Below are 22,916 nucleotides of genomic sequence, written 5' to 3'. Positions count from 1 at the left end.
TCAGCCAACGCGAATCCTCGGGTCCAGGATGCCGTACATCAGGTCGGCGATCAGGTTGGCGACGATGATGCTGCTGGCGATGAGCACCAGCCAGCCCATCATCACCTGCGTATCGCTCTTGGTCACGGCTTCGACGAGCAGCTTGCCCATGCCATTCCAGTTGAACACCGTCTCGGTGATGATCGCGCCCGAGAGCACGGCACCGAAGTTGACGGAGAACAGGGTGGTCACGGGGATGAGCGCGTTCCGGAAGGCGTGGCGGAAGATGACCCGGCCGTTGCCGAGGCCCTTCGCCCGCGCGGTCCGCACGTAGTCCGCGTTCAGCGTCTCCAGCATCGAAGCGCGCTGGAACCGGCTGTACGCGGCGAAGCTGATCGCCATGATGGACAACGTCGGCAGCAGATAGGCGCCGATATAACTCGCCAGGAAACCGCCTGGACCGTCCAAATTCAGCGATTCCGGGCTCGTCGTCCGGATCCAGGGGTTACCGAGCACATCGGACAGTCCCAGGTCCCGCACCCAGCCGTTGAACTCGATCGCGTACCGCTTGAGCACGATGGCGACACAGAAGATCGGCATCGAGAACAGCAGGAAGGCCAGCGTGGTGGCGATGTAGTCGATGATCGAGTACTGCTTGACCGCCGCGACCACACCGACGAGGACGCCGAGGACGAGCGCGAGGATCTCGGCTCCGACGACGAGCTTCAAGGTGACCTCGAACGCGGCCATGACCTTCGGGAACACCGGGGCCTGCGCGTTGCCCTGTGCGATGGAAACGCCCCAGTCGCCGGTGACGAAGTTGCCGAGCCAAGTGAAGTACCGGGGCACGATGCTCTGGTCCAGCCCGAGCTGCGAGGCCATCTGCGCGATGGCTTCCTTGCTCATGGCCGGATTGCTCTTCATCTCGGCGAGCGGGTCACCGGTGCCGGCGACCATGACGAAACACAGGAAAGTCCCGACCAACAGGACGGGAATCGATATCGCCAGACGGCGAAGAATGTAGATCACCAGGTTCAACGAACTGCTCCTCATCCGGGCCTGGTCGCCGAAGTGCTGGACCGCTGCCCGGTTGTCCACCGTAGTGGCGGTAACCCTACGGTCAACAGCTACTTCCGGCGGGTACGGGGGCCCGGCTTTTGGCCGGGCCCCCCTACCACCAGGATCGCGTAAGCGAGTGGTGAAAAAGCGGGGCGGAAGCCCTACTTCTTCTGCTCCCACTCACCGGCGTTCCACAGGACACCGTTGTACGACTGCATGTAAGTGCGGTCGATGCCCTTGAACGCCCACATGGACGGGGTCTGGAACAGCGGCAGGGTCGCGTACTCGTCCGCGATCGCCTGGTCGGCCTTCTGGTAGCTCTCCAGCTGGACCGCCTCGTCGGTGGCCTTCACGGCCGCCTCGAAGGAGGAGTCGATCGTCGGGTTCGAGAGACCCTGGTAGTTCTGGCTGCTGTCGTCGACACGGGTGATGTAGATCGACTTCTGCTCGGCCTTGAACGGAGCGGCGGACCAGCCGAAGAGCGCGGCGTCGTAGTCGCTGGCCGCGAGACGGCCACCCTTCAGGAAGTTGGCGTCCTGGTCGTCCGTGATCTCGATACCGGCGGCCTTGGCCTGCGAGATGATGATCTCGACGGTCTGCTGACGGCGGGTGTTCTGGTTGTGCGAGATCTTGAACGACGCGCGCTGGCCGTCCTTGGCGAAGATGCCGTCGCCACCCTTGACCCAGCCGGCGTCGGTCAGCGTCTTGGCCGCGGCCTCGGCGCCCAGACCGGCCTTGCTGCTGTACAGGTCCTTGAAGCCCTGCTCGCCCGGCATGAACACGATGCTGTTCAGCGGGGTCGCGTCGGCCTGGACCTCCTTCAGCAGCTTGTCGGTGATCTCCTGGCGGTTGACGACCTCGAAGAACGCCTTGCGCAGGTTCTTGTCCTTGAACATGCGCTTGTAGTTCAGGTCGATGTGCTCGAAGGTCAGCTGCGAGGCCGAACCGTAGGTGACACCCTGGGCGGCGAGGCCCTTCATGGTGCCGGCGGCGGTGGCGTCGGGCTGGGTCGAAGCGGCGATGTCGATCTCACCGTTCTGCAGCGCGGTCGCCATGGCCTTGGTGTCCTCCATCGCCTTCACGACGATCTTGGAGGGGCCACCCTTGCCACCGATCCAGTTCGGGTTCTTCTCGAGCGTGACGGCCTTCTGGTTGGCGTCGAACGCGGTGATCTTGTACGGACCCGAAGCCGGCATGTCCTCGGCCTTGAAGGCCTTGAAGCCGTTGGTCCAGAACTCACCGGCCGCCTTGAGCTGGGCCGCGTCGCTGGTCGGGGTCAGCTTGGTGATGTCGGGGACGTTCGACCGCTTCTCGACGATGTGCGCCGGCATGATCGCGGTCGAGTTGAACAGACCCTTGTAGTCCAGGTACGGCTCGGTGTACTTGGTCTCGAAGGTCAGGTCGTCCTTACAGGTCGCCTGGTCGATCAGCTGGTAGCCGGTCGTCGAAGCGGCGAGGAAGGCCTGCTTGCCGTCGGAGGTCTTCGCCTTGCCGGAGTGCGCCAGCCACGACAGGTACATGTCGTCGCAGTCGAACGCCTCGTTGTCCGACCACTTGACGTTCGGCTTGATCTTGTAGACGACGGTCTGCGGCGACTTGGAGGTGACCTCCCAGGAGTCGAAGACGTCGTTGTTCAGCAGCACCTTGTTGTTGCCGTCGAGCACATCGGCGCCGGCGAGCACGGCGGTCAGGATGTAGGTGTTGTACGACGTGTTGGTGTCAGGCGTGTCGTTGTTGTAGCCCGAGTACCCGTCGTCGATACCCACCGTGACGGTGCCTTCGTACCCCTTGGTGTCCGCGAGCTTGAAGTTCTCGCCGTTCTGCGCCTTACCGACCGCCATGCTCTTGATGTCGGTCGACGACCCGTTCTGGTCGGTACTGCCGCTGTCGCCACCGCTGCATGCGCTCAGCACAAGCGCGGAGGCCGCGACCAGCGACCAGGCGGAGACTGCCTTGGACTTCCTCATGAAGTGTGCCCTCCTAGCACTGGGCTCCTGAGATCGGAACAGGACCCCACACCGCTCCGGTGAGATGGCCCGGAGCCTATGACACGCCAAGCAACACTCATTTGGCGCACTGCGGGTGCACGCTAGAAAGGAAATGCACGAACAGTCACCAGTTACGGGGCGATCGTGACCAAAGGGTAACTTGCGGCTGACAACAAGAAATACAGTGGTTACCTTGAGGAATCGGTCCGCCACTCGAACGTGCCGGGAAAGGTCACCCTCCAGGGTCGCACTCGGACTCGAAACGGCTACTTCGGACCCCTCGTCCAGTTCACCGCCGACCCGAAAGGGCCCACCATAGGAGGACCTGCGGTTACTCCGGAAATACCAGAGCCGATGGCGAGGGTATCGGCCAGCTGGAACAACGGAATGGCAACATTCCGACGCCACAATTCCGGTTCCAGGGTCGAAAGCGTGTCGGCGACGGGCGTGGTCCCGGTCAGGGCCGCGTCGATCGACGGCTGCAGCGCCGGATCGCAGAAGCCCAGCGGGTTCCCCGGGACGACGGCCTTGGTCTTGTCGGTGAGCTGATCGGGGCGGCAGCCGAAGGTGGACGCCAGCGCCGACGCGACGTCCGCGCCGCCGGTGACCTGGCCGATCACCGCGATGTCGATGCCGACGTTGCCCGCTCCCTCCGGCGTCGTCTGCTGGACGCCGTTGAGCACCGGCATGGCCAGCAGCGTCGAGAACAGCTCCCTCGGCTGCGGCGCGATCGCGTTGACCTCGATCCCCGCGGCCACCAGTTGCGCCGTCAGCTCCTTGGCGATCGTCGCGTACGGCTCCTGTTTGGCGGGCGAGGCGACGACCAGCGAAAGGTTCTTCCCGTTCTTGCGCCAGGTCCCGGCTTCCTTGGTGTACCCGGCGGATTTGAGCAGTTCCTCGGCCTTGACCGGATCCGCCGCCGACGGCGGGCCCGGAGCGGGGATCGTCGGCTGGAAGCCCGGGGCCGACGGGACGCGGACCTGGGCGTCGGCGCGGAGTTTGTCCGACGGGCCCCCCTCCGCGGCCTCGGTGATCAGCTTGGCGCGGTCGATCAGCGCGGTGACGCCTTCGCGCACCTTGGGATCCGACAGCGTCGCGCTCACCGGCCGCAGGAGGATCTGCGCGACCGTGGGGCGGGCGACCGTGTGCAGCTGGACGGCCGAGCCGAGTTCGCCGAGCCGCTTGAGACCGGTGCCGTCGGTCCTGGTCATCGCGAACTGGTCGTTGCCACTGCGCAGAGCGGCCAGTGTGCCCTCCTGATCGGCCGCACGGAGCACGATCCGGTCGAGGGCGGAGGGTTTCTCCCAATAGCGCTCGTTGCGCTCCAGGACGACCTCTCCGCGCGCCGTGTCGAGTCCCTTGATGGAGTACGGCCCGGCGACGGCCGGGAACGCCGTCGCCAGCGCGCCCTGCCAGCCGTTCGGGGCGTCCTTGAGCAGATGGGCGGGCAGCAGGTTCGAGAAGAGCGTCTGCCAGCCCGGGTACGGCTTCGCGAAGGTGACCTCGACGCGCTTGCCGCCTTCACGCGACTGGATGTCCGAGATCAGCCTGTAGCCCGCGGCGCCGATGACGCCGGGCTGGTCGCGCATGTTCTCGCGGAGGTAGGCGAAGTCCTCGGCCGCGATCGGCGCGCTGTCGGACCAGGAGGCGTCCGGCCGGATCGTGTACGCGACCGTGAACGGCTGCTGCGAGACGACCTCGGCGGACTTCATCAGGCTCTTGTCCAGCTCGAAGCTGCCGTCGTCCTTCGGGCGGAACACCGACGGGAGCAGCAGCTGCGAAAGCGCCGACGTCACCTGGGAAGCGTCGGCCAGGTTGTGCGGGTTGTAGCCGCCGAGGACGTCGTCGACACCCACGACGACCTGCGAAGGCGTCTTCGTGGTCGACGTGCTCACCGGGGAGGCCGAGGAGCTGACCACGGGCGGGGGCGGGGTGTTGCTGCAGGCGGCGAGGAGCACGGCCGCGCACGCCAACATGGGTGCCGCTGTGGTCGCTAACCGCACGCCTGGATCCTCCTGGTTTGTCCCTCGCCCCGTCGCCATACAGCTATCACGCCGGACCTGGTCTCGGCAGCGAGATTCCCATATCGGCCCGGTCGTCGCCCGACCGGATACCGCCCTCCTTCGGTGGACGTCCGGGAGGCGCCCCGGGTTCCTGCCCGGCCGACACTTTTCGAGACCCGCCGAAGCGGGCCTGTTCGGCAATGGGTTCCGCGCCCCGGAACATTCCGGAACGGCGGCCGGAATGTTCGACGGCGGACGATTGATGGCGGAAGCGATCTCGACCGCGAGTCCTATCCGGACGCATTTAGGATTTTTTGTTTCGAGCCGCGTCCGAATCCACGTTCTCGGGACGCTGCGCGCCACCGCACTTCACCCGCGCCGCACCGCCGTTCCGGTGTTGTGAACACCGTCCAAAAAGGAGAACGGCTTTCCGGGCGGAATTGTCGGGAAAGGACTTCTTCTCACCAGGAACACCCGATCGAATACGGTGCGTAACCGGCCTGAGGGCTGAAAATGCCGAAGGGCGCCTGCTCACCGTGAGTGAGCAGGCGCCCTTCGGCGTTCGCTGAGCGGGTCAGCCGCGGTTCTTCATCTTGTTGCGCTCCTTGGCGCGCTGGTTGACGTCCAGCGTGACCTTGCGGATCCGGACGACGTCCGGGGCGACCTCGACGCACTCGTCGACGGAGCAGAACTCCAGCGCCTCTTCCAGGCCCATCTTGCGCGGGCGGGCCAGGGTCTCCATCACGTCGGCGGAGGACTGACGCATGTTGGTCAGCTTCTTCTCCTTGGTGATGTTGATGTCGAGGTCTTCGGCGCGCGGGTTCTCGCCGACGACCATGCCCTCGTACACCTCGGCGCCCGGCTCCACGAAGAAGGTGCCGCGGTCGGCGAGCTGGATCATCGCGTACGCGGTGATGGGGCCCGAGCGGTCGGCGACCAAGGAACCGGAGTGCCGGGTGCGGATCTCGCCCGCCCACGGGAAGTACCCCTCGAACACGTGGTTCGCGATGCCGGTGCCGCGGGTCTCGGTGAGGAAGTCGGTGCGGAAGCCGATCAGGCCGCGCGCCGGGAGGACGTAGTCGAGCTTGATGCGGCCGGAGCCGTGCCCGCCCATGTGCTCCATGCGGCCCTTGCGGGCGGCCAGCAGCTGCGTGATGCCGCCGAGGTGCTCCTCCGGGGCGTCGATCGACAGGCGCTCGAACGGCTCGTGCAGCTTGCCGTCGATCGTCTTGGTGACCACCTGCGGCTTGCCGACGGTCAGCTCGAAGCCCTCGCGGCGCATCTGCTCGACGAGGATCGCCAGCGCCAGCTCGCCACGGCCCTGGACCTCCCAGGTGTCGGGGCGCTCTGTCGGCAGCACCTTGATGCTGACGTTACCGATCAGCTCCTGGTCCAGCCGGGCCTTGACCAGCCGCGCGGTGACCTTGTCTCCGCCGGACCGGCCGGCCAGCGGCGAGGTGTTGACACCGATGGTCATCGAGATGGCGGGCTCGTCGACGGCGATCCGGGGCAGCGCCTCCGGGTTCTCGACGTCGGCCAGCGTGTCGCCGATGGTGATGTCGGGGATGCCCGCGATGGCGACCAGTTCGCCCGCGCTGGCCTCGGTCGCCGGGACGCGGGTGAGCGCCTCGGTGACCAGCAGTTCGGAGATCCGGACGTTCTGGATGCTGCCGTCCTCGCGCATCCAGGCCACGGTCTGGCCCTTGCGCAGGTTGCCGGAGTGGATGCGGATCAGCGCGATCCGGCCGAGGAAGTTCGACGCGTCGAGGTTGGTGACCAGCGCGCGCAGCGGGCCCTCGCGGTCGGCGAAGGGCGGCGGCACGTGGCGCAGCAGGGTCTCGAACAGCGGGTCGAGGTTCTCGCTCTCGGGCACCGCGCCGTCGGCGGGCTGCTCGAGGCTCGCCTTGCCGGACCGGGCGGAGGCGAAGACGACCGGGAGGTCGAGGATCGCGTCGAGGTCGGCGTCCTCGATGTCACCGGCCAGGTCGAGCAGGAGGTCGTGGGTCTCCTCGACGACCTCGGAGATCCGGGCGTCGGGACGGTCGGTCTTGTTGACGACCAGGATGACCGGCAGGCCGGCTTCGAGGGTCTTGCGGAGCACGAAGCGGGTCTGCGGGAGCGGGCCCTCGCTGGCGTCCACCAGCAGGACGACACCGTCCACCATGGCCAGTCCGCGCTCGACCTCGCCGCCGAAGTCGGCGTGGCCGGGGGTGTCGATGACGTTGATGGTCACCGGGCCGTTCTCGGTCTCGCGGTGGATGGAGGTGTTCTTCGCGAGAATGGTGATGCCCTTTTCCCGCTCGAGTTCCCCGGAGTCCATCACGCGGTCGACGAGTTCGGCGCGTTCCTCGAACGCGCCGGACTGCCGGAGCATGGCGTCGACGAGGGTCGTCTTGCCGTGGTCGACGTGTGCGACGATGGCGACGTTGCGCAGGTCGGGCCGGGTCTTGCCGGACGAGCGACCGGCATCGACTGCGGTGGCGCTGGCTGCGGGCACGCGAAGGCTCCAAAGGTTTCAAGTTCGGGTGTGGTGCCCACGCCGCCCCGAACGCTCAACTCACGCGATCGAGTAACGTCGGCCGACTTTGGCCATACGCGGACCACACCAGCGTACCTGTAGCCGAACTGTGAGCACCCCCACGCCCCAAGATCGGTTAGCCTCACCTAACGTGAAGGCGTCGCCGACGCAGTCCGACAAGGAGCGCGAGTGGGCAAGAAACTACCCGACGACCCGCACAAGCTCGTGCGCAAATGGATGAAGTCGGGCAAGGTCAAGAAGAAATGCTGCCGCTCGAAATCACGGTGCGGCAAATGTCCCGTTCTCGCCCTGAAAAAGGCGAAGACGAAGATCGCGAAAGCGGCTTGACCGCGTCGTCGGCAATGATCGTCAGTGCACCACCGCCTCGTTGACCAACCGCAGTTCCGGCGCGGTCCTGGTCGGCGAGAATTCGATCACCTCGTAGGCGGCCATGTGCTTGATCGAGAAGGGGTCGGTCGCGAGGATCGCGTCCAGCTTTCCCCTGGCCATGGGCCTGGTGATGATGACGCCGCCGATGCGCGGGTTGCGCCTGCCGGAGGCGAGGAAATTGCCGTGCTCGTACTGCTTGGTCAGCCAGTCGGCGTGATCCGGGAGCACATAGTCGATTTCTTCGATAGGGGCGGTGTAGGTCAACAGGACGACATACATGAGATGAAGGTAGACCCGGATCATCAATGTGACGGGCGTACTGGATCAGCCGATACGAAGTATTGACGCGACGTGCCCGGAATGAGTGAAATCAGCCTGCATTTCGTCCTCTGGATGCGAAAGTTCGACGCCGAACTACCGCGTCCAGAGGACGAAACGCAGGTCACTCTGTAGAGTGGGCCGCATGCGCGCGCAGAACGCCCAGTGGTGGCCGCCCTCCGGCGGCCCCGAAGTCCTGCGCTGAACCAGACGAGCGCACCACCCAGGCCGCCCCACCGGGCGGCCTTTTTCGTGCCCGGACCCTGGGGCGGCCCGAATCCGGAAGGAAGAAGGCAGATGATCAGGTTGTCCGGGATCACCCCGTCCGGCCACGTCCACGTCGGGAACCACCTGGGGGCCATTCGGCGCTGGGCGGACGAGGGCGGGCCGGACGACCTGTACTTCGTCTCCGACCTGCACGCCATGACGAACTCGCACAATCCGGCGAAACTGCGTTCGATGGCGTCGGAGCAGCTGGCCGTGCTGATCGCGGCCGGGATCGAGCCGGACCGGGTGTTCGTGCAATCCGACATAGCCCGCGAACTGGGCGCCCTCAACTGGGTCCTCGAATGCACCTGCAACTACGGCGAGGCCGCCAGGATGATCCAGTTCAAGGAGAAGTCGAAAGGCCAGGCCGGGGTCCGGCTCTCCCTGCTGACCTATCCGGTGCTGATGGCGGCGGACATCCTGCTCCAGGGCGCGGACGAGGTACCGGTCGGCGAGGACCAGCGGCAGCACGTCGAACTGGCGAGAACGCTGGCCAAGCGGTTCAACTCCACCTACGGCGACGTGTTCACCATGCCGAAGGCGGTGTTGCCGCCCGCCGGCGCGCGGGTCATGGACCTCGCCGAACCGACGCGGAAGATGTCGAAGTCGACGCGGGACGAGGTCGGGGTCGTCTTCATCCTCGACGACGCCGACCAGGTCAGGCGGAAGATCAAACGCGCGAAGACCGACGGCGGGTCGAAGCCCGCCTACGCGCCGGAAGCCCGGCCGGGGATGGCGAACCTTTTGGACATCCTCGCGGCGTGCACCAGGGAGAAACCCGAGGACCTCGCCGACCGGTTCGATTCCTACGGCCAGGTCAAAGAGGCTGTCGCCGAGGCGCTCATCGAGGAACTTCGGCCGGTCCGGGAGCGCGCCCTGGCGCTGCTGGCCGACCCCGGCGAGCTGGAGCGGGTCCGCAAGGCGGGCGCCATCCGGGCGGCGGAACGCGGTGAGCACCGGCTCCAGTCCGCCCTTCGACTCATCGGCGCGGGCTGAAGAAGTACATGAAGGACCCCTTCCTTGCGCCTAGGTACAGGAAGGGGTCCTTCACGGACTCGCGAGCAGGGTGTGCAGTGCCGGGAGGAGGATCCGGTCGGCGGGGAGCCAGTCGAGGTCGTCGAGGTCAGCCGCGGTGATCCACCGGACGTCCTTGTGCTCCACCGCCCGCGGCTCGTCCCCCGGGCTGACCAGCGAAGCGGCGTAGATCCGCAGCACTTTCCCCTTCGGCAGCGGGACGTCGTCGCCGACCCGGCCACCGACCGTCACGGCGACGTCCAGCTCTTCCAAGCACTCACGCGCCAGCGCGACCTCGTCGCTTTCGCCGTCTTCGACCCGCCCGCCCGGCAGCTCCCACTGCCCGGCGTGGTCGGCGGGCCAAGCCCGCTGCTGCGCCAGCAGCTGTCCGTCCCGCACGATGGCGGCGCCCACGATCACCACAGGCACACCCTACGACCGAACGTGCCCGAACCCGGATCACGCGTGCTTGAAGCCGGATCAGGGTGTTCCGCCTCCAAGCACGCGAGTTCCGCCTTCAAGCACGCGAATCACGCCGAAGCGCCGGGCCGCGCGGCCTGCCAGACGATCTGGAAGCGCGCCCCGCCATCGGGTGACTCACCGACCCGGACCCTGCCCCCGCGCCGCCGGACGGCCTCCGCGACCATCGCCAGTCCCAGCCCGGTGCCGCCGGAGGACCGCGCCCGCGAATCGGAAACGCGGTAGAACCGGTCGAAGACCCGGTCCCGGTGTTCCGGGGCGATGCCCGGTCCGTCGTCGTCGACCACCACCCGCACCGAAGACCGCGACGCCAGCACCGACACCACGATCTCGCCTTGGGCGTACCGGCAGGCGTTGCGCAGCAGGTTGCTCAGCACCAGTTCGACCTCGGCGTGCGTCGCCAGCGCCCACGCCGTCCCGACGGTGCCCGTCACCCGGACGTCCGGCGCGTCGGCGGGCATCCGCGCGACCGCGGCCCGCACCTCGCTCACCAGCTCGACCGGTTCGGCGGGCGGGACCTCCCCCGCGTCCGACCTTGCCAGCGCCAGCAGCCCGTCGAGCAGCGCGGAAAGCCGTTCCGACTCCTCCAGGATGTCGGAGAGGGTCTCCTGGGAGAGCTCGGGATCGGGGTTGGTGACGGCGACCTCGGCCTGCACGCGGATCGACGCGACCGGCGAGCGGAGCTCGTGCGCGGCGTCGCCGGTGAACCGTCGCAGCCGGTCCGCGCCCTCCTCCTGCCGGGCCAGCAGGGCGTTGAACTCCTCGGCCAGCGCGCGGAGTTCGTCGTGAGAATCCGGCAGCGGCAGCCGCGCGCCGGGCGGGAGCGCCCGGACCGACCCGCGCATCCGCGCCACCGGCCGCAGCGCGAACCGCACCAGCAGCCACGTCGCGATCCCGGCGCCCACCGCGCCGACCGACGCGACCACGAACAGCCACAGCCCACCGGAATGCACGGCGGTGGCGAAACCGACCAGCCCGGCGCCGGCGGCGACGAGCCGTTGCTGCCCGTCGGGCGCGGTGATCACGGTGCCCACCCAGCGCCAGCTGTGCTCGCCGCCGGTCGTGATCGGCTCGCCCGCCTTCAGCGCGCGGACGTCTGCAGGGCCGAGGCTCGCGGCGGGCAGGCCGTCCACCGGGCCGCCGCCGGTGTCGAGGACGCGGACGGTGACCGCCGAGGCCGTCGGCGGCAGTCCGGCGGCGACGTCGGCCTTCGCGATCTCCAGCTGAGCGCTCAGTTCCTCGTCGACCGAGCCGATGAGCAGCGGCTGGAGGTTGTCCCCGGCGACCGCCGCGAGCCCGAGCAGGAAGCCGAGCGTGACCGCGGCCGTGAGGAGGGTGATCCGGACCTGGAGCGAGCGGCGGCGCCACCAAGACGGTGAGCCGATCACCCCTGTCCCGCCGGGGCGATCACTTCGTCGAGCTGCGGGTCGGAAGCCAGGTAGCCGTGCCCGCGCACGGTCCGGACCAGCGCGCCCGCGCCGACCGCGTCGAGTTTGCGCCGCACGTAACCGACGTAGACCTCGACGACGTTGCGGGTCGCGGCCTGTTCGTCACCCCAGACGGCGCGCAGCAGCTCGTCCTTGGTGACCACCGTGCCCGCCCGGCCTGCCAGCACCTCCAGCAGCGCGAACTCGCGGGGGCTGAACGCCACGTCGACGCCGTCGTAGCGGACCTGCCGCAGGCTCCGGTCGACTTCGAGCGCGCCGATCCGCAGCGGTCCGCGAATCGCGTCCGGCGACGCCCGCCGCAGCACCGCGCGCACCTGCGCGACCAGGACGACGAACGAGAACGGCTTCACGAGGTAGCCGTCGGCGCCGAGGTCGAGACCGTCGGCCTGGTCGACCTCGCCGTCCTTCGCCGAAATCATCAGCACCGGCGTGGTGACGCCGAACGCGCGCAGTCGTTCGAGCACGCGGTAGCCGGAAAGACCCGGGAGCATGATGTCGAGCAGGACGACGTCGAACGAGCCCGTCTGCGCGAGCCGCAGGCCGCTGGGCCCGTCGGCCGCCGTGACCACGTCCATGTCCTCGGCGCGCAGCCCCCGCTGCAACGCCTTCCGGACGCCGGGCTCGTCGTCGACCACCAGTACTCGAGGTTTCACGTCCTTCATCATTCACGCTTTCACCAGCTCACGCCCGAGCTCTCAGCGCCATCTCAGCTCCGACGGCGGAGTCTGAGTGGTATCTCAGCGTTTCCGGGGAAGCGTTGTCGCCAAGACCCGAGCACACTGGGGTTCGGGGAAACAGGGAGAGACAGCATGGATCCGAAGAGGAAGGCCATCACCGCGGCGGTGGTGGGGACGGCTCTGGGCGTCGGCGGGCTCGCCGTCGTCGCGATGCCGGCCACCGCGGGCGACGCGCCCGTCTTGCCGCAGGTCAGCGCCGAAGAGCTAGTGCAGTCGACGCTCAACGCGAAGCCGTCGGCGTTCGACGGGAAGGTCAAGGTCGACAACGACCTCGGCCTGCCGCAGATCGGCAGCACGCTGCCCGGCGCGTCCGCGCTGAGCATCGACTCGGCGCAGATCTCGACCGACGGCGCGGGCAAGAGCAAGGTGTCGCTCACCGAGGGCTCCAGCCAGCAGACCATCGTCCGGAACGGGCAGACCGTCTGGGAGTACAACTCCAAGGACAACTCCGCGACCAAGGTCACCATCCCGGACGAACTGGCCAAGGAGCACCAGAACAAGGTGGAGGGCCAGGCCGTCGACCCGGCCACGGTCGCCTCGGAACTGCTCGGCAAGGTGCGCGAGAGCAGCACGATCGCCGTCGACGGGACGTCCTCGGTGGCGAACCGTTCGGCGTACGAGCTGGTGCTGACCCCGAAGCCGACCGAGCGGACGCTGCTGCGCGAGATCCGCGTCGCGATCGACGAGCAGACCCGGATGCCGCTGCGGCTGACGGTGCTGGCCAACGGCACCGCCTCCCCGGCGCTCGAGGTCTCCTTCAGCGAGATCAACTTCGCGAACCAGCCCGCGTCGAACTTCGAGTTCACCCCGCCGAAGGGCGCGAAGGTGACCGAGAAGACCGCCGAGGTCGACCCGAAGAACCGTGAACTCGCCGAGCAGGCGAAGTCCGACGTCAAGGTCGTCGGCGACGGCTGGGACACCGCGATCACCGGCAAGATCCCGGCCGACGCGCTGGCCAAGGCCGGTAGCGCGAAGGACGAGGAAGGCCGTCAGGTCGACCCGAAGGCGCTGCTTTCGCGGTTCGCCAAGCCGGTCAGCGGTGCCTGGGGCAGCGGCTGGCTGGTGACCACCAAGGTCGGCAGCGGCGTGCTGACCGACGACGGCCGCTACGCCCTCGGCGCGGTGCCGGAGCAGGTCCTCTTCGAGGCATTGGCCGCGAAGTGACCACCACTTTCGAAGCCGGGACGGACGCCTCTCAGGAGGCGTCCGCTCCGGCGGTACCCATGGCGGCCCGCACCAGGGGCCTGCGCAAGGTCTACGGCCGCACGGTGGCCGTGGACCACGTCGACCTCGACGTTCCCGAAGGCGCCGTGCTGGGGATGCTCGGCCCCAACGGTTCGGGCAAGACCACGACCATCCGGATGCTGCTCGGACTCGTGCGTCCCACCGAGGGCGAGGTCGAACTCTTCGGCAAGCGGATGCCCGACGAGTCGGCGCACGCGCTGCCCGACGTCGGCGCGCTGGTCGAAGGGCCGGGCTTCCACCCTTTTCTTTCCGGGCGGGAGAACCTGCTGCGCGTGGCCGCGGCCGAACCGAGGCTGGCCTCGGCCGGGATCCCGGGAGCGGTCGACGCGGCGCTTGAGCGCGTCGGCCTGACCGACGCCGCGACCCGGCGCTACAAGGGGTATTCGCTGGGCATGAAGCAGCGGATGGGGCTGGCGAGCGCGCTGCTCGTGCCGCGGCGGATGATCGTGCTCGACGAGCCGACCAACGGCCTCGACCCTTCCGGCACCAGGGAGATCCGCCGGATCATCGCCGAACTGCACGCCGACGGCGTCACCGTGCTGGTGTCGTCGCATCTGCTGGCCGAGGTCGAGGCGACCTGCACGCACGTCGCGGTGCTCCAGTCGGGGAACGTGATCGCCCAGGGCGAGCTCACGGAACTGCTGGAGTCGGGGAACGCGGCGCTGCTGGTGCGGACGCCGGACGCCGAACTCGCGGTGGAAACGTTGCGGGAGAACAGGATCGGCAGCAGGCTCACACCGGACGGCGTCCGCGTGGACCTCACCGCCGCCGAAGCACCCGACGTGCTGCGTCATCTGGTGACGGCCGGGGTGGCCGTGCACGAGGCGGCACGGGCCCGGACCGGGCTGGAAGACCTGTTCGCCCGGCTGACCCAGCCGGAGTCCACTGTAGACGGTGAGGGGGAGTCGTGACCCACGCTCTGGCCGCGGCACCCGCGGCACGGACCGGCCGGGACAGCGTCGGCCTGCTCCGCTTGTATCGCGCCGAACTGCGCTGGATCTTCCGGCGGCCCCGCACGCTGGCCGTGCTGGGCCTGCTCGCGCTGATCCCGATCGTGATCGGGGTCGCGCTGACGCTGGTCGACCCGGCCGAGGCGAACGGCGGTGGCGGCGGCGGGGACGGCGCGCTGCTCGCGTCCGCGATGAACAACGGCTTCATCCTGCCGGTCGCTGCCCTGACCATGACGCTGGCGCTGCTCCTGCCGCTCGCTTCGGCGATGGCCGGGGCGGACGCGATCGCCGGCGAGGCGGCACACGGCACCTTGCGGGGCTGGCTGATCGCGCCGGTCGGGCGGGGCAGGCTGCTCGCGATCAAGGCGTTCGGCGTCGCGACGGTTTCGGTGCTCGCGGTACTGGCGATGACGTTCACCGGGTTCGTCACGGGGCTGATCATCAGCGGCACCGACTCCATGTTCACCCTGACCGGTTCGACCCTGAGCGTGTGGGACGCGCTGGGCAGGCTCCTGGTCGTGGCACTGTGGATCACGCTGCAGCTGTGGGCTGTCGGCGCCGTCGCGCTCGCGATCTCGTCGTTCACCGAGCATCCGATGCTGGTGGTCGCCTCGGTGCTGGCCGGGACGATCGTGTTCACCATCCTCGGTTTCCTGGACGCGGTCTCGTGGCTGCATCCCTTCCTGCTCAACAAGGACTGGGCACAGGCGCCGGCCGCGGTACTGATGGATCCGCTCGATACGACACTGCTCGGCGAAGGCGCGCTGCGGGCCGCCTGCTACATCGTCATCGGGCTTTCGATCGCCTACTCGCGCCTGACCACCCGGGACGGCTGACTCCGCGCGTTTCGTCCTCTGAATGCGGTAGTTGCGTGACGCAAGTACCGCATTCAGAGGACTAATCGCGGAGTCGGGCGACGCCGTCCGGATCGAGAGAGAGCCGGACGATGTCCCCCGGGCGCAGATCGGCCGTCACCGGCGCGACCGCGTCCACAGTGGACAGATCGCCGCCGGGCGCGACCACCAGCCGGACGTGTTCCCGCCGGTGCACCACGGCGGTCACCTCGCCCTCGACCCCTTCCGGCGAAACCCGCAGACCGTGCGGCCGCAGCCCCAGCCGCACCGCGCCGTCTTCGACGTCGGGCAGCGTGACCTCGCCGAGCGGTGTCCGCACCACTCCGCCGGACGCCTCGCCGTCGACGAACGTGGTCACGCCGAGGAACCGCGCCACGTCCTCGTCCACCGGCTGCCGCCAGACCCGGCGCACCGCGCCCTCCTGCCGGATCTCGCCATCGTCGAGCACGGCGACCCGGTCGGCGAGCGTGAACGCCTCTTCCTGATCGTGTGTGACCAGCAGCGCGGTGATCTTGCTGCGCCGCAACAACGCCGCGAGGTCGATCGCCAGCTGTTCCCGCAGTCCGGCGTCCAAACCGGACAGTGGTTCGTCCAGCAGCAGCAACCGCGGTTCCGGCGCCAGCGCGCGGGCCAGCGCCACCCGCTGCGCCTGACCGCCGGACAGCTCGGTCACCCGCCGCCTCTCGTAACCGCTCAGCCCGACCAGCTCCAGCAGCGCCCGGACCCGCTCGGCGTGCTCGGCGCGAGGGACGTCGTGCATCCGCAGGCCGAACGCGATGTTCGAGGCGACGTCCTTGTGCGGGAACAGCTGCCCGTCCTGGAAGACCAGGCCGAATCCCCGACGGTGCACCGGGACCCCGGAGAGGTCCTCGCCGTCCCACCGCACGGCACCCGAGGTCAGCGGCTCCAGCCCGGTGATCGCCCGCAGCAGCGTCGACTTCCCCGAACCGGACGGGCCCAGCAGCGCCAGCACCTCGCCGTCGGCGATGTCCAGCCTGGCGTCCTTCACGGCCGCGAAGGATCCATAGTGGACGGTCAGATCCCGTACCGACAGCGACACTAGAACTCCCCTACCGAATTCTGCCCGCGGACCGCGCCGAACCGGTCGATCAGCACGACCGCCACCACGGTCACGATCATGAGCAGCGCGCAGGCCGCGTAGGCCATCTGGTTGTTCAGCTCCCCCGGCCGCGAGATCAGCGTCGCGACGGCGACCGGCAGCGTCGGCGCGTCCGGCCTGGCCAGGAAGCTCGTCGCGCCGAACTCGCCGAGCGCGACCACGTAACCGAAACCGGCGGCCGCGACCAGTGAACGCGCCGTCAGCGGGAGATCGATCTCCCGCCACACCCGGCCGGGGCTCGCGCCGAGGGTCGACGCGGCCTGCCGCAGCCGGACGTCGACCGACCGCAGCACCGGCAGCACCATCCGCACGATCAGCGGGATGATCACCAGTGCCTGCGCGAGCGGCACCAGCAGCGGCGACGTCCGCAGGTCGCCCGGCAGCGCGTCGAGCGTGACGAGGTAACCGAAACCGACGGTCACCGCGGACACGCCCAGCGGGAGCATCAGCGCGGCGTCCATCGTCTCGCCCATGCCCCGCGCCAGCCTGCCCGGCGTGCGGCGCAACGCGACCAGCACGACCGAGGCCAGCACACCGATGATCATCGCGAGCATCGTCGCGTCGAACGCCGTCCGCAGCGACATCGACGCCGCGTCCCAGCCCGAGACCTGGAGCGCGCCACGGGATCCCCGGCCCGCGAGCGCTTCGTACCCGGCGAGGCTCCAACCGTCCGAAGTGGAGACCGACTCGAGAAGCAGTGCCACGATCGGCGTCATCAGGAGCGCGATCACCGCGAGTCCGGCGGAGACGGCCCACCACTCGCCGCCCCTGGGCCGCCGCGCGGTCTCGCTCCCCGAACGCAGCCGCACCGCGTTCTCCCGGCGCCGTCTCGCCAGCGCCCCGGCGACGAGCGCGGCGACGACGGCGGCGAACTGCACCAGGGACAGCGCGGCCGCGCCGGAGAGGTCGAGCAGTTCGACCGTGCGCAGATAGATCTCGGTCTCCAGGGTGCGGTACTGAGCTCCGCCGAGAATGAGCACGACCCCGAAACTGGTCGCGCAGAACAGGAACACCACCGCCGCGGACGACGCGATGGCGGGCGCCAGCGCGGGCAGTGTCACCGAACGGAAGGCACGCCACGGTGACGCGCCGAGCGCCCGCGCCGCGTCCACGGTGCGCGGGTCGAGATGGCTCCACAACCCGGAAACCGTGCGCGCGACGACGGCGACGTTGAAGAAGGCGTTGGCCAGTACCAAGGGCAGCAGTCCGCCGTCGGGCCAGAGCGCGCGGAACGCCAGGCCGACCACGACGGTCGGCAGCACGAACGGCACCAGCACGAGCGTCCGGACCAGCGAGACGCCCGGCAGCTTCACGCGGGCGAGGAGGAACGCGACAGGCAGGCCCGCGACGATCGCGACGATCGTCGAAACCCCGGCACTGGCCACGGTGAAGCCGGCGAGTTCCCAGGTCAGCGGGTCACCGATGGCCGCGCCGACGCCACCGGAACCGAAGCCCCGGCCGATGATCGCCGCGACCGGCCAGGCGAAGAACACCACGAGGAAACCGAGCGGCAGCACGGCGAGTGCGGCCAGCCCGGCCCCCCGAAGAGTCAGCCCGCCGGTGTTCAGCCGCCTTTCAAGGCGCGCTCTCGGATTTCCACAGCCGGGCCGTGGCATCGGCTGTTCACTCACCTGGCCGTGTCAGCGGCCCGTCTCCGCAAATCCGAGGCCTCCGGCCGAAGAACGACGCGCGCGCGTATCGTCGCCCGAACTGCCGCCTTCAGTTCGCGAAGCACGTCCTAACCTTCCACCAGCGTGCGCCACTGGGCGATCCACTGCTCGCGCCCGGCCTGGATCTTGGCCGGTTCGAGCGTCTTCGGCTGCTGCGGCAGCGGCGCGGCCTGCGCCCAGCCCTGCGGGAGCTCGACACCCTGGCGGGCCGGGTACACGTACATGTTGCTCGCCACGGTCACCTGGAACTGCTGGGAAAGCAGGAAGTCCACGACCTTGCGGGCCTTCTCGACCTGCTTTCCGCCCGCGAGCACGCCCGCGTACTCGACCTGGCGGTAACAGGTGTCCAGCAGCGCCTTCGTCCGCGGTTTGCCGTCGTCGCCGAGTTCGGCGGCGGGCGAGGACGCGTAGGACACGACGATCGGACGCGGTCCCTTGCCCGAGGAACCGGAGAATTCCTTGGTGTAGGCCTCTTCCCAGCCGCTGACCGTCTTGAGGCCGTTGGCCTTCAACTGCGTCCAGTACGCCTGCCAGCCCTGTTCGCCGAACTGGGCGACGGTACCGAGCAGGAACGCCAGGCCCGGCGACGACGTCGCGGGGCTTTCGGCGACCATCAGGTCCTTGTACTTGGCGTCGGCCAGGTCCGCGAACGACTTCGGCTCCGGGATCCCCTTGTCCACGAAGTACCGGCTGTCGATGTTGACGCACACGTCGCCGAGGTCGACCGCGGAGAGCCGGTGCCCGGGGTCGATGGAGTAGCGCTGCGGGCCACGATCGGCCTCAGGGCTGGTGTACTGCTCGAAAACGCCTTCGGTGAGCGCGCGGGAGGCGAAGGTCGAGTCGACGCCGTACGCGACGTCCCCGATCGGGTTCGCCTTGGTCAGCACCAGTTTGTTGGTCAGCGCGCCCGCGTCGCCCTGCTTGAGCACGGAGATCTTGATCCCGGACTGCCGCTCGAACGCGTCGAGGACCTCCTGCGGGGCGAGCCACGAGTCGTGGGTCACGAGGGTGACGGTCGCCGGCGCCTGCGGGTCGTTCCCCGTGTTCCCGGAGAGCGAGCAGCCCGCGACGAGGGCGGCCACCGTGCCAGCCGCAACGACCGTGCGGAGGGCGCGTTTCATCTAGCCTCCTGCTGTTTTCAAGGGGGACCCGTGGCAAACGTGCAGCGTAGCCGACGGCGTACCACCATGGAGTCATGGCGGAAATCTTGAACGACAAGCAGGCCGACGAGGCCGTGACCAAACTCTCCGGCTGGACGCGTGACGGCGTCACGATCGAGCGGACGGCGAAGCTGCCGAGTTTCCCGAAAGCCATCGAAGCGGTGGACAAGGTGGCCGAACTGGCGGAGGCGGCCGACCACCATCCCGACATCGACATCCGCTGGCGGACGGTGACATTCCGGCTCAGCACGCACTCCGCCGGAGGGCTGACGGAGAAGGACTTCGCGCTCGCGTCGCAGATCGACGGGGTACTCGGCGCTGTGTGACGTCCGCGACGACCGCGCCACGACACCGCTTCTCGGACGTCTCCCGGATACGACCGAAGAGAAAAGGACGAAGGATGACGCAGGCGATCGTGGTGGGCTTTTCCGCATTCGGCGCGATGGTGGCGGCCGCTGCCGGGGTGCTCTGGTACACGGCACGCGAACGGCATCATCAGCACGATCAGTGACCTTGATCACACTGACGTTTCAGAGGTAACGCGAAGCCTGATCAACGCGCTGTTCCCGGCGGACCTGTCGCTTCTCGCCCCCGGGGAACCGCCGTGAACAACGCCTCCATCACCGCCGCCCAGCGCGCCTGGGTGACCACCTTCGCCGCCGCCATCACGCTGCTGACGATCGTCGTGCTCGGCCTTCTCGGGTAGCGGCTACCCGAGCGGCTTAGCCCACGACTCCAGTTCGCCCGCGGCGTCTCGGTAGGTGCGTGAACCGATGGACATCGCGATCACCAGGTCGTACGCGTCGTCTTCCGGCGCGTCGAGGTCGTGACCGTTCAGCCCGTAGAAGACGAATGTCGCCATCCAGGACAGACGCTTGTTGCCATCGATGAGCGCGTGGTTACGCGCCAGCGACTCGAGCAGGACAGCCGCCTTCTCGTGCAGCGTCGGATACGCGTCCTGGCCCATCAACGAAGCCTGCGGGCGATGCGCGGCGGAATCGAGCAGCCCGAGATCACGGATCTTGGGCACACGGAGATCCTCCACGAGCGCCAGCAGGTCTTCGACGGTGAGGTACTCGATCACTGGGCGAGACGGTCGAGCAGGGCGGCGTAACGCTCCCGGCCGTCCCTGGACAGCACACGGACCCGGTCGTCACGGACACGGCGCGCGGCAGCCTCGGTGATGGCGCGAACGGTGGCTTCGTGCTTGCTCACGCCATCGGCCTCCGCGAGCAGGGCGAGGGCGCGCTCCTGCTCGTCGTTCAACCTCAGAGTCATCGCCATGGGATGAATGATACCACTCTGGTATCACTCAGGCGGCGCGTATTTTCCCCGCGTGAGCATCGAGACCCTGGGCAACGACGAGTACCGGCGCGTTTGGGACCGCTTCCGCACGGAGTTCGCCTTCCGGCCGGGCACGAGCCGATTCGAGTGGCCGGGCATCGACGAGCCCGCGGGATCGATGACCTGGAGCCTGACCGCCCTCGACGACGACCCGGGATACCTGCTGCTGGACCGGATGGCCGCGGTGATCCAGCGAGGCCTGGCCTCCTGCGCCGGCGAGCTGTACGCGCTCGACTGGCAGCACGTGTCGTACCGGTTCCCGACGTCCGCGAAGGACTGGCCGCTCAGCCCGTTCCCGGACGGCGACTACTACGCGTACCTGACGCCGGACTTCCGGCTGGGCACGTTCGGGCATCCGTGGGAGTACACGGTCTGCGCGTTCGGCGACGCGCTGGTGACGGCGATTTCAGCGGAGGTCACCGAGGTCCTCGGCGAACCCGTACGCAGGTCCGCGTAGACCCGATTGCCGCTTCCGGGCCGACGCCCTTCACGGCCGTGAGCGGGACTCTTCAGTGGTCGAATCCCAGTGAGGAGTCCCGTCATGAACCGTTCCGCCGCAGCCGTCGCCAACGCCTTCTTCCTCTTCGTCGGCGTCGCCGGCCTGATCATCCAGATCGCGTCGGGGGTACCCGGGTTCCCGGACATCCCGCCAGGCCCGTTCATTCTCGGCATCACCGGGATCCTCGTGCTGACGTTGTCGGCCCGGTTCCGTTGGGTCCTCTTCCTCGGCATCGTCGCGCCGGTGTTCATCCTGGTCGGCGCGCTGCTCGAAGGCTCGTTCCGGGCACGGCTCGCCGACGTCGGCGACTTCGGGCCGTTCGTGGGGACCGCGCTGCTGATCGGCGGGGTGATCGCGGCGGCGGTCAGCGGCGTCGTCGCCGTCTCGCGGGCCTATCGCCGGGTCGCCGCGCGCTGAACCGGAAAAAGGGGACGATCGGAGGTTGTTCCGGCGGCGCTGTGACTATTGGCTACTCGAACGAGTTTCTTCGAGAAGTGAGGGGTGTTCCATGGCAGGTCTGCGCAGACGTGAGGTGCTCGCGGGCGCGGTGGCACTGGCGGGCGCGGCGACGATCGGGCTGAACCCCGGCACCGCCGCCGCGGCGACGCAGCAACGTCCGGGCGCGCAGTTCCCGCCGTCGCTGGAATTCGGCGACTACCCCGTGATCGCCCGGGTCCGGTCGCGGCGGGCGCTGGAGCACCTGCGGGTGCTCAGCGACAAGATCGGCCCCCGGATCGCCGGCACCGAAGGCGAACTGCGGGCGAGGGACTACATCGCGAAGGTGCTGCGCGACCTGCGCTACCAGGTCACCTTGCAGCCGTTCCCGATCGCCGACAAGTTCCTGGGCGGGCTGTCGATCGGGCGCGACAGCTGGCAGACCGGCTCGTCGCCGCAGGGCGCGCAGGACGTCACGCGTGAGGCCGTCGTCGTCGACGCCGGTGACGGCAGCGCCCTGCCCGACGACCTGACCGGCAAGATCGTGCTGATCGCCGCCGTGACGAACAAGGCGGACGCGTACCTGACGGCCGCTCAGCGCGGAGCGGACGCCGTGCTGCTCGGCCGGATCGGCGCCGACCCGGCGCGGAAACTGTCCGCGTTCTCCCCGACGCTCGCCACCCCGGTCACCGTCCCGGTGCTCGGCCTGGCCCAGGTGCAGGTGGAGCGGCTGCGCGAACGGCTCGCCAAGGGCACGGTCAAGGTGAAGACGACGGCCACCCACCACAAGAACCTGACGTCCTACAACGTCATCGCCGAGCGGCCCGCCACCTTCCCCGGCAAGGACAACGGCGTGGTCATGGTGACCGCGCACTACGACAGCGTCCCCGGATCGCCGGGCGCCAACGACGACGGCAGCGGCACCGTGCTGTGCCTGGAGCTGGCACGCGTCCTTCGGTACCTGCCGACGAACAAGACACTGCGGTTCGCGCTGTGGGGCTCGGAGGAGTACGGGCTCATCGGCTCGCGGCATTACGTGTCGAACCTGTCCGACCCGGAGGCGAAGCGGATCGCGGGCTGCTTCCAGAACGACATGGTCGCCACCAGCTGGGACCCGGCGGTCACCTACTGGCTGCTTTCGGTCGACGGCGCCGACAACGCCACGACCGCGGCCGTCAACGCCGCTGCTAAACGTCTCGGCTACGACCCGCAGGTGAAGGGGCCGGTCGCGCGCGGTTCGAGCGACCACGTGCCGTTCTTCGAGCGCGGTATCGCTTCGGGCAACTTCAGCTGGCGCGGCGAGAGCGGCCCGGCGCTGCTGGAGCCGACGTACCACACGCCGGAAGACACCATCAAGGACAACGTTTCCCTTGAGCGGCTTCAGGTTTCGCTGGAGCTGATCGGATCCGCCGCTTACAGCCTGCTGCGGAAGTAGTGG

The 22,916-nt window shown here is 68.6% G+C and carries 22 protein-coding genes; 9 read left to right on the top strand and 13 right to left on the bottom strand.

The window, feature by feature from the left end; translation table 11 throughout:
• From CFP71_RS26415 to typA, 4 genes are all read right to left on the bottom strand, one after another.
• The gene (locus CFP71_RS26415) at positions 1–1,017 is read right to left on the bottom strand and encodes an ABC transporter permease (RefSeq protein WP_039917942.1); all 1,017 of its coding nucleotides are present in this window, start codon (positions 1,015–1,017) and stop codon (positions 1–3) included.
• A 182-nt stretch (positions 1,018–1,199) separates the two neighbouring features.
• On the bottom strand, positions 1,200–3,005 hold the full coding sequence (locus CFP71_RS26410; protein WP_093936641.1) for an ABC transporter family substrate-binding protein: 1,806 nt from the start codon (positions 3,003–3,005) through the stop codon (positions 1,200–1,202).
• A 287-nt stretch (positions 3,006–3,292) separates the two neighbouring features.
• On the bottom strand, positions 3,293–5,002 hold the full coding sequence (locus CFP71_RS26405; protein ID WP_208636040.1) for an ABC transporter family substrate-binding protein: 1,710 nt from the start codon (positions 5,000–5,002) through the stop codon (positions 3,293–3,295).
• A gap of 601 nt (positions 5,003–5,603) precedes the next feature.
• Positions 5,604–7,526, bottom strand: a complete 1,923-nt coding sequence (typA, locus tag CFP71_RS26400; protein WP_093936639.1) for a translational GTPase TypA — start codon at positions 7,524–7,526, stop codon at positions 5,604–5,606.
• A 210-nt stretch (positions 7,527–7,736) separates the two neighbouring features.
• On the opposite strand from typA, the gene CFP71_RS44285 reads away from it, so the two are divergent.
• A complete protein-coding gene (locus CFP71_RS44285; RefSeq protein WP_007028942.1) occupies positions 7,737–7,895 on the top strand; it encodes a hypothetical protein in 159 nt (52 codons plus the stop codon).
• Between the two features lie 21 nt (positions 7,896–7,916).
• On the opposite strand, the gene CFP71_RS26395 is transcribed toward CFP71_RS44285, so the two are convergent.
• Positions 7,917–8,216 carry a YciI family protein gene (locus tag CFP71_RS26395; RefSeq protein WP_093936638.1) on the bottom strand — a complete coding sequence of 100 codons (300 nt, stop codon included), beginning with the start codon at positions 8,214–8,216 and terminating at the stop codon, positions 7,917–7,919.
• A gap of 336 nt (positions 8,217–8,552) precedes the next feature.
• Between CFP71_RS26395 and trpS the strand changes: the two genes are divergently transcribed.
• The gene (gene trpS, locus CFP71_RS26390; protein WP_093936637.1) at positions 8,553–9,518 is read left to right on the top strand and encodes a tryptophan--tRNA ligase; all 966 of its coding nucleotides are present in this window, start codon (positions 8,553–8,555) and stop codon (positions 9,516–9,518) included.
• Positions 9,519–9,569: 51 nt separating this feature from the next.
• On the opposite strand, the gene CFP71_RS26385 is transcribed toward trpS, so the two are convergent.
• The 3 genes from CFP71_RS26385 to CFP71_RS26375 form a co-directional block, all read right to left on the bottom strand.
• On the bottom strand, positions 9,570–9,959 hold the full coding sequence (locus CFP71_RS26385) for a (deoxy)nucleoside triphosphate pyrophosphohydrolase (RefSeq protein WP_167406279.1): 390 nt from the start codon (positions 9,957–9,959) through the stop codon (positions 9,570–9,572).
• Between the two features lie 107 nt (positions 9,960–10,066).
• Positions 10,067–11,404 carry an ATP-binding protein gene (locus CFP71_RS26380; protein ID WP_093936635.1) on the bottom strand — a complete coding sequence of 446 codons (1,338 nt, stop codon included), beginning with the start codon at positions 11,402–11,404 and terminating at the stop codon, positions 10,067–10,069.
• Positions 11,401–12,129, bottom strand: coding sequence for a response regulator transcription factor (locus CFP71_RS26375; protein WP_093936634.1), 729 nt, complete (start codon positions 12,127–12,129; stop codon positions 11,401–11,403). Before CFP71_RS26375 ends, CFP71_RS26380 begins: the two co-directional genes overlap by 4 nt.
• 144 nt (positions 12,130–12,273) lie before the next feature.
• Here CFP71_RS26375 and CFP71_RS26370 point away from each other — a divergent pair, with 144 nt between their 5' ends.
• Genes CFP71_RS26370 through CFP71_RS26360 form a run of 3 tightly spaced genes read left to right on the top strand, consistent with a single transcriptional unit; the run spans position 12,274 to position 15,232 of the window.
• Entirely contained in the window at positions 12,274–13,365 is a 1,092-nt protein-coding gene (locus CFP71_RS26370) for a LolA family protein (protein ID WP_093936633.1), read from the top strand.
• A complete protein-coding gene (locus tag CFP71_RS26365) occupies positions 13,362–14,357 on the top strand; it encodes an ABC transporter ATP-binding protein (protein WP_093936632.1) in 996 nt (331 codons plus the stop codon). The genes CFP71_RS26370 and CFP71_RS26365 overlap by 4 nt, the downstream gene beginning before the upstream one ends.
• Positions 14,354–15,232, top strand: a complete 879-nt coding sequence (locus CFP71_RS26360; protein ID WP_093936631.1) for an ABC transporter permease — start codon at positions 14,354–14,356, stop codon at positions 15,230–15,232. The genes CFP71_RS26365 and CFP71_RS26360 overlap by 4 nt, the downstream gene beginning before the upstream one ends.
• A 61-nt stretch (positions 15,233–15,293) precedes the next feature.
• Here CFP71_RS26360 and CFP71_RS26355 read toward each other — a convergent pair whose 3' ends face one another.
• The 3 genes from CFP71_RS26355 to CFP71_RS26345 form a co-directional block, all read right to left on the bottom strand.
• Entirely contained in the window at positions 15,294–16,310 is a 1,017-nt protein-coding gene (locus CFP71_RS26355; protein WP_093936630.1) for an ABC transporter ATP-binding protein, read from the bottom strand.
• A complete protein-coding gene (locus CFP71_RS26350) occupies positions 16,310–17,887 on the bottom strand; it encodes an ABC transporter permease (protein ID WP_093936676.1) in 1,578 nt (525 codons plus the stop codon). Before CFP71_RS26350 ends, CFP71_RS26355 begins: the two co-directional genes overlap by 1 nt.
• Positions 17,888–18,108: 221 nt before the next feature.
• On the bottom strand, positions 18,109–19,161 hold the full coding sequence (locus CFP71_RS26345; RefSeq protein WP_093936629.1) for a thiamine ABC transporter substrate-binding protein: 1,053 nt from the start codon (positions 19,159–19,161) through the stop codon (positions 18,109–18,111).
• A gap of 74 nt (positions 19,162–19,235) precedes the next feature.
• Between CFP71_RS26345 and CFP71_RS26340 the strand changes: the two genes are divergently transcribed.
• The gene (locus tag CFP71_RS26340) at positions 19,236–19,526 is read left to right on the top strand and encodes a 4a-hydroxytetrahydrobiopterin dehydratase (RefSeq protein WP_093936628.1); all 291 of its coding nucleotides are present in this window, start codon (positions 19,236–19,238) and stop codon (positions 19,524–19,526) included.
• A 383-nt stretch (positions 19,527–19,909) separates the two neighbouring features.
• Here CFP71_RS26340 and CFP71_RS26335 read toward each other — a convergent pair whose 3' ends face one another.
• Positions 19,910–20,284 (bottom strand): type II toxin-antitoxin system death-on-curing family toxin, encoded by a 375-nt coding sequence (locus CFP71_RS26335; protein ID WP_093936627.1) that lies wholly within the window; start codon positions 20,282–20,284, stop codon positions 19,910–19,912.
• Positions 20,281–20,484, bottom strand: coding sequence for a CopG family transcriptional regulator (locus CFP71_RS26330; protein ID WP_093936626.1), 204 nt, complete (start codon positions 20,482–20,484; stop codon positions 20,281–20,283). The genes CFP71_RS26335 and CFP71_RS26330 overlap by 4 nt, the downstream gene beginning before the upstream one ends.
• Positions 20,485–20,536: 52 nt before the next feature.
• Between CFP71_RS26330 and CFP71_RS26325 the strand changes: the two genes are divergently transcribed.
• The 3 genes from CFP71_RS26325 (at position 20,537) to CFP71_RS26315 (ending at position 22,913) form a co-directional block, all read left to right on the top strand.
• A complete protein-coding gene (locus CFP71_RS26325) occupies positions 20,537–21,001 on the top strand; it encodes a DUF2716 domain-containing protein (protein ID WP_093936625.1) in 465 nt (154 codons plus the stop codon).
• Between the two features lie 84 nt (positions 21,002–21,085).
• Positions 21,086–21,460: a hypothetical protein gene (locus CFP71_RS26320; protein WP_093936624.1), complete on the top strand. Its 375-nt coding sequence runs from the start codon at positions 21,086–21,088 to the stop codon at positions 21,458–21,460.
• 91 nt (positions 21,461–21,551) lie between these two features.
• Positions 21,552–22,913 carry a M20/M25/M40 family metallo-hydrolase gene (locus CFP71_RS26315; protein WP_093936623.1) on the top strand — a complete coding sequence of 454 codons (1,362 nt, stop codon included), beginning with the start codon at positions 21,552–21,554 and terminating at the stop codon, positions 22,911–22,913.
• The last annotated feature ends 3 nt before the right edge of the window (positions 22,914–22,916 follow it).

The sequence above is a fragment of the Amycolatopsis thailandensis genome, assembly GCF_002234405.1.
GTDB lineage: Bacteria > Actinomycetota > Actinomycetes > Mycobacteriales > Pseudonocardiaceae > Amycolatopsis > Amycolatopsis thailandensis.
The sequence above is the reverse complement of the archived record's forward strand: the minus strand, read 5'-3'. Positions and strand labels throughout refer to the sequence as shown.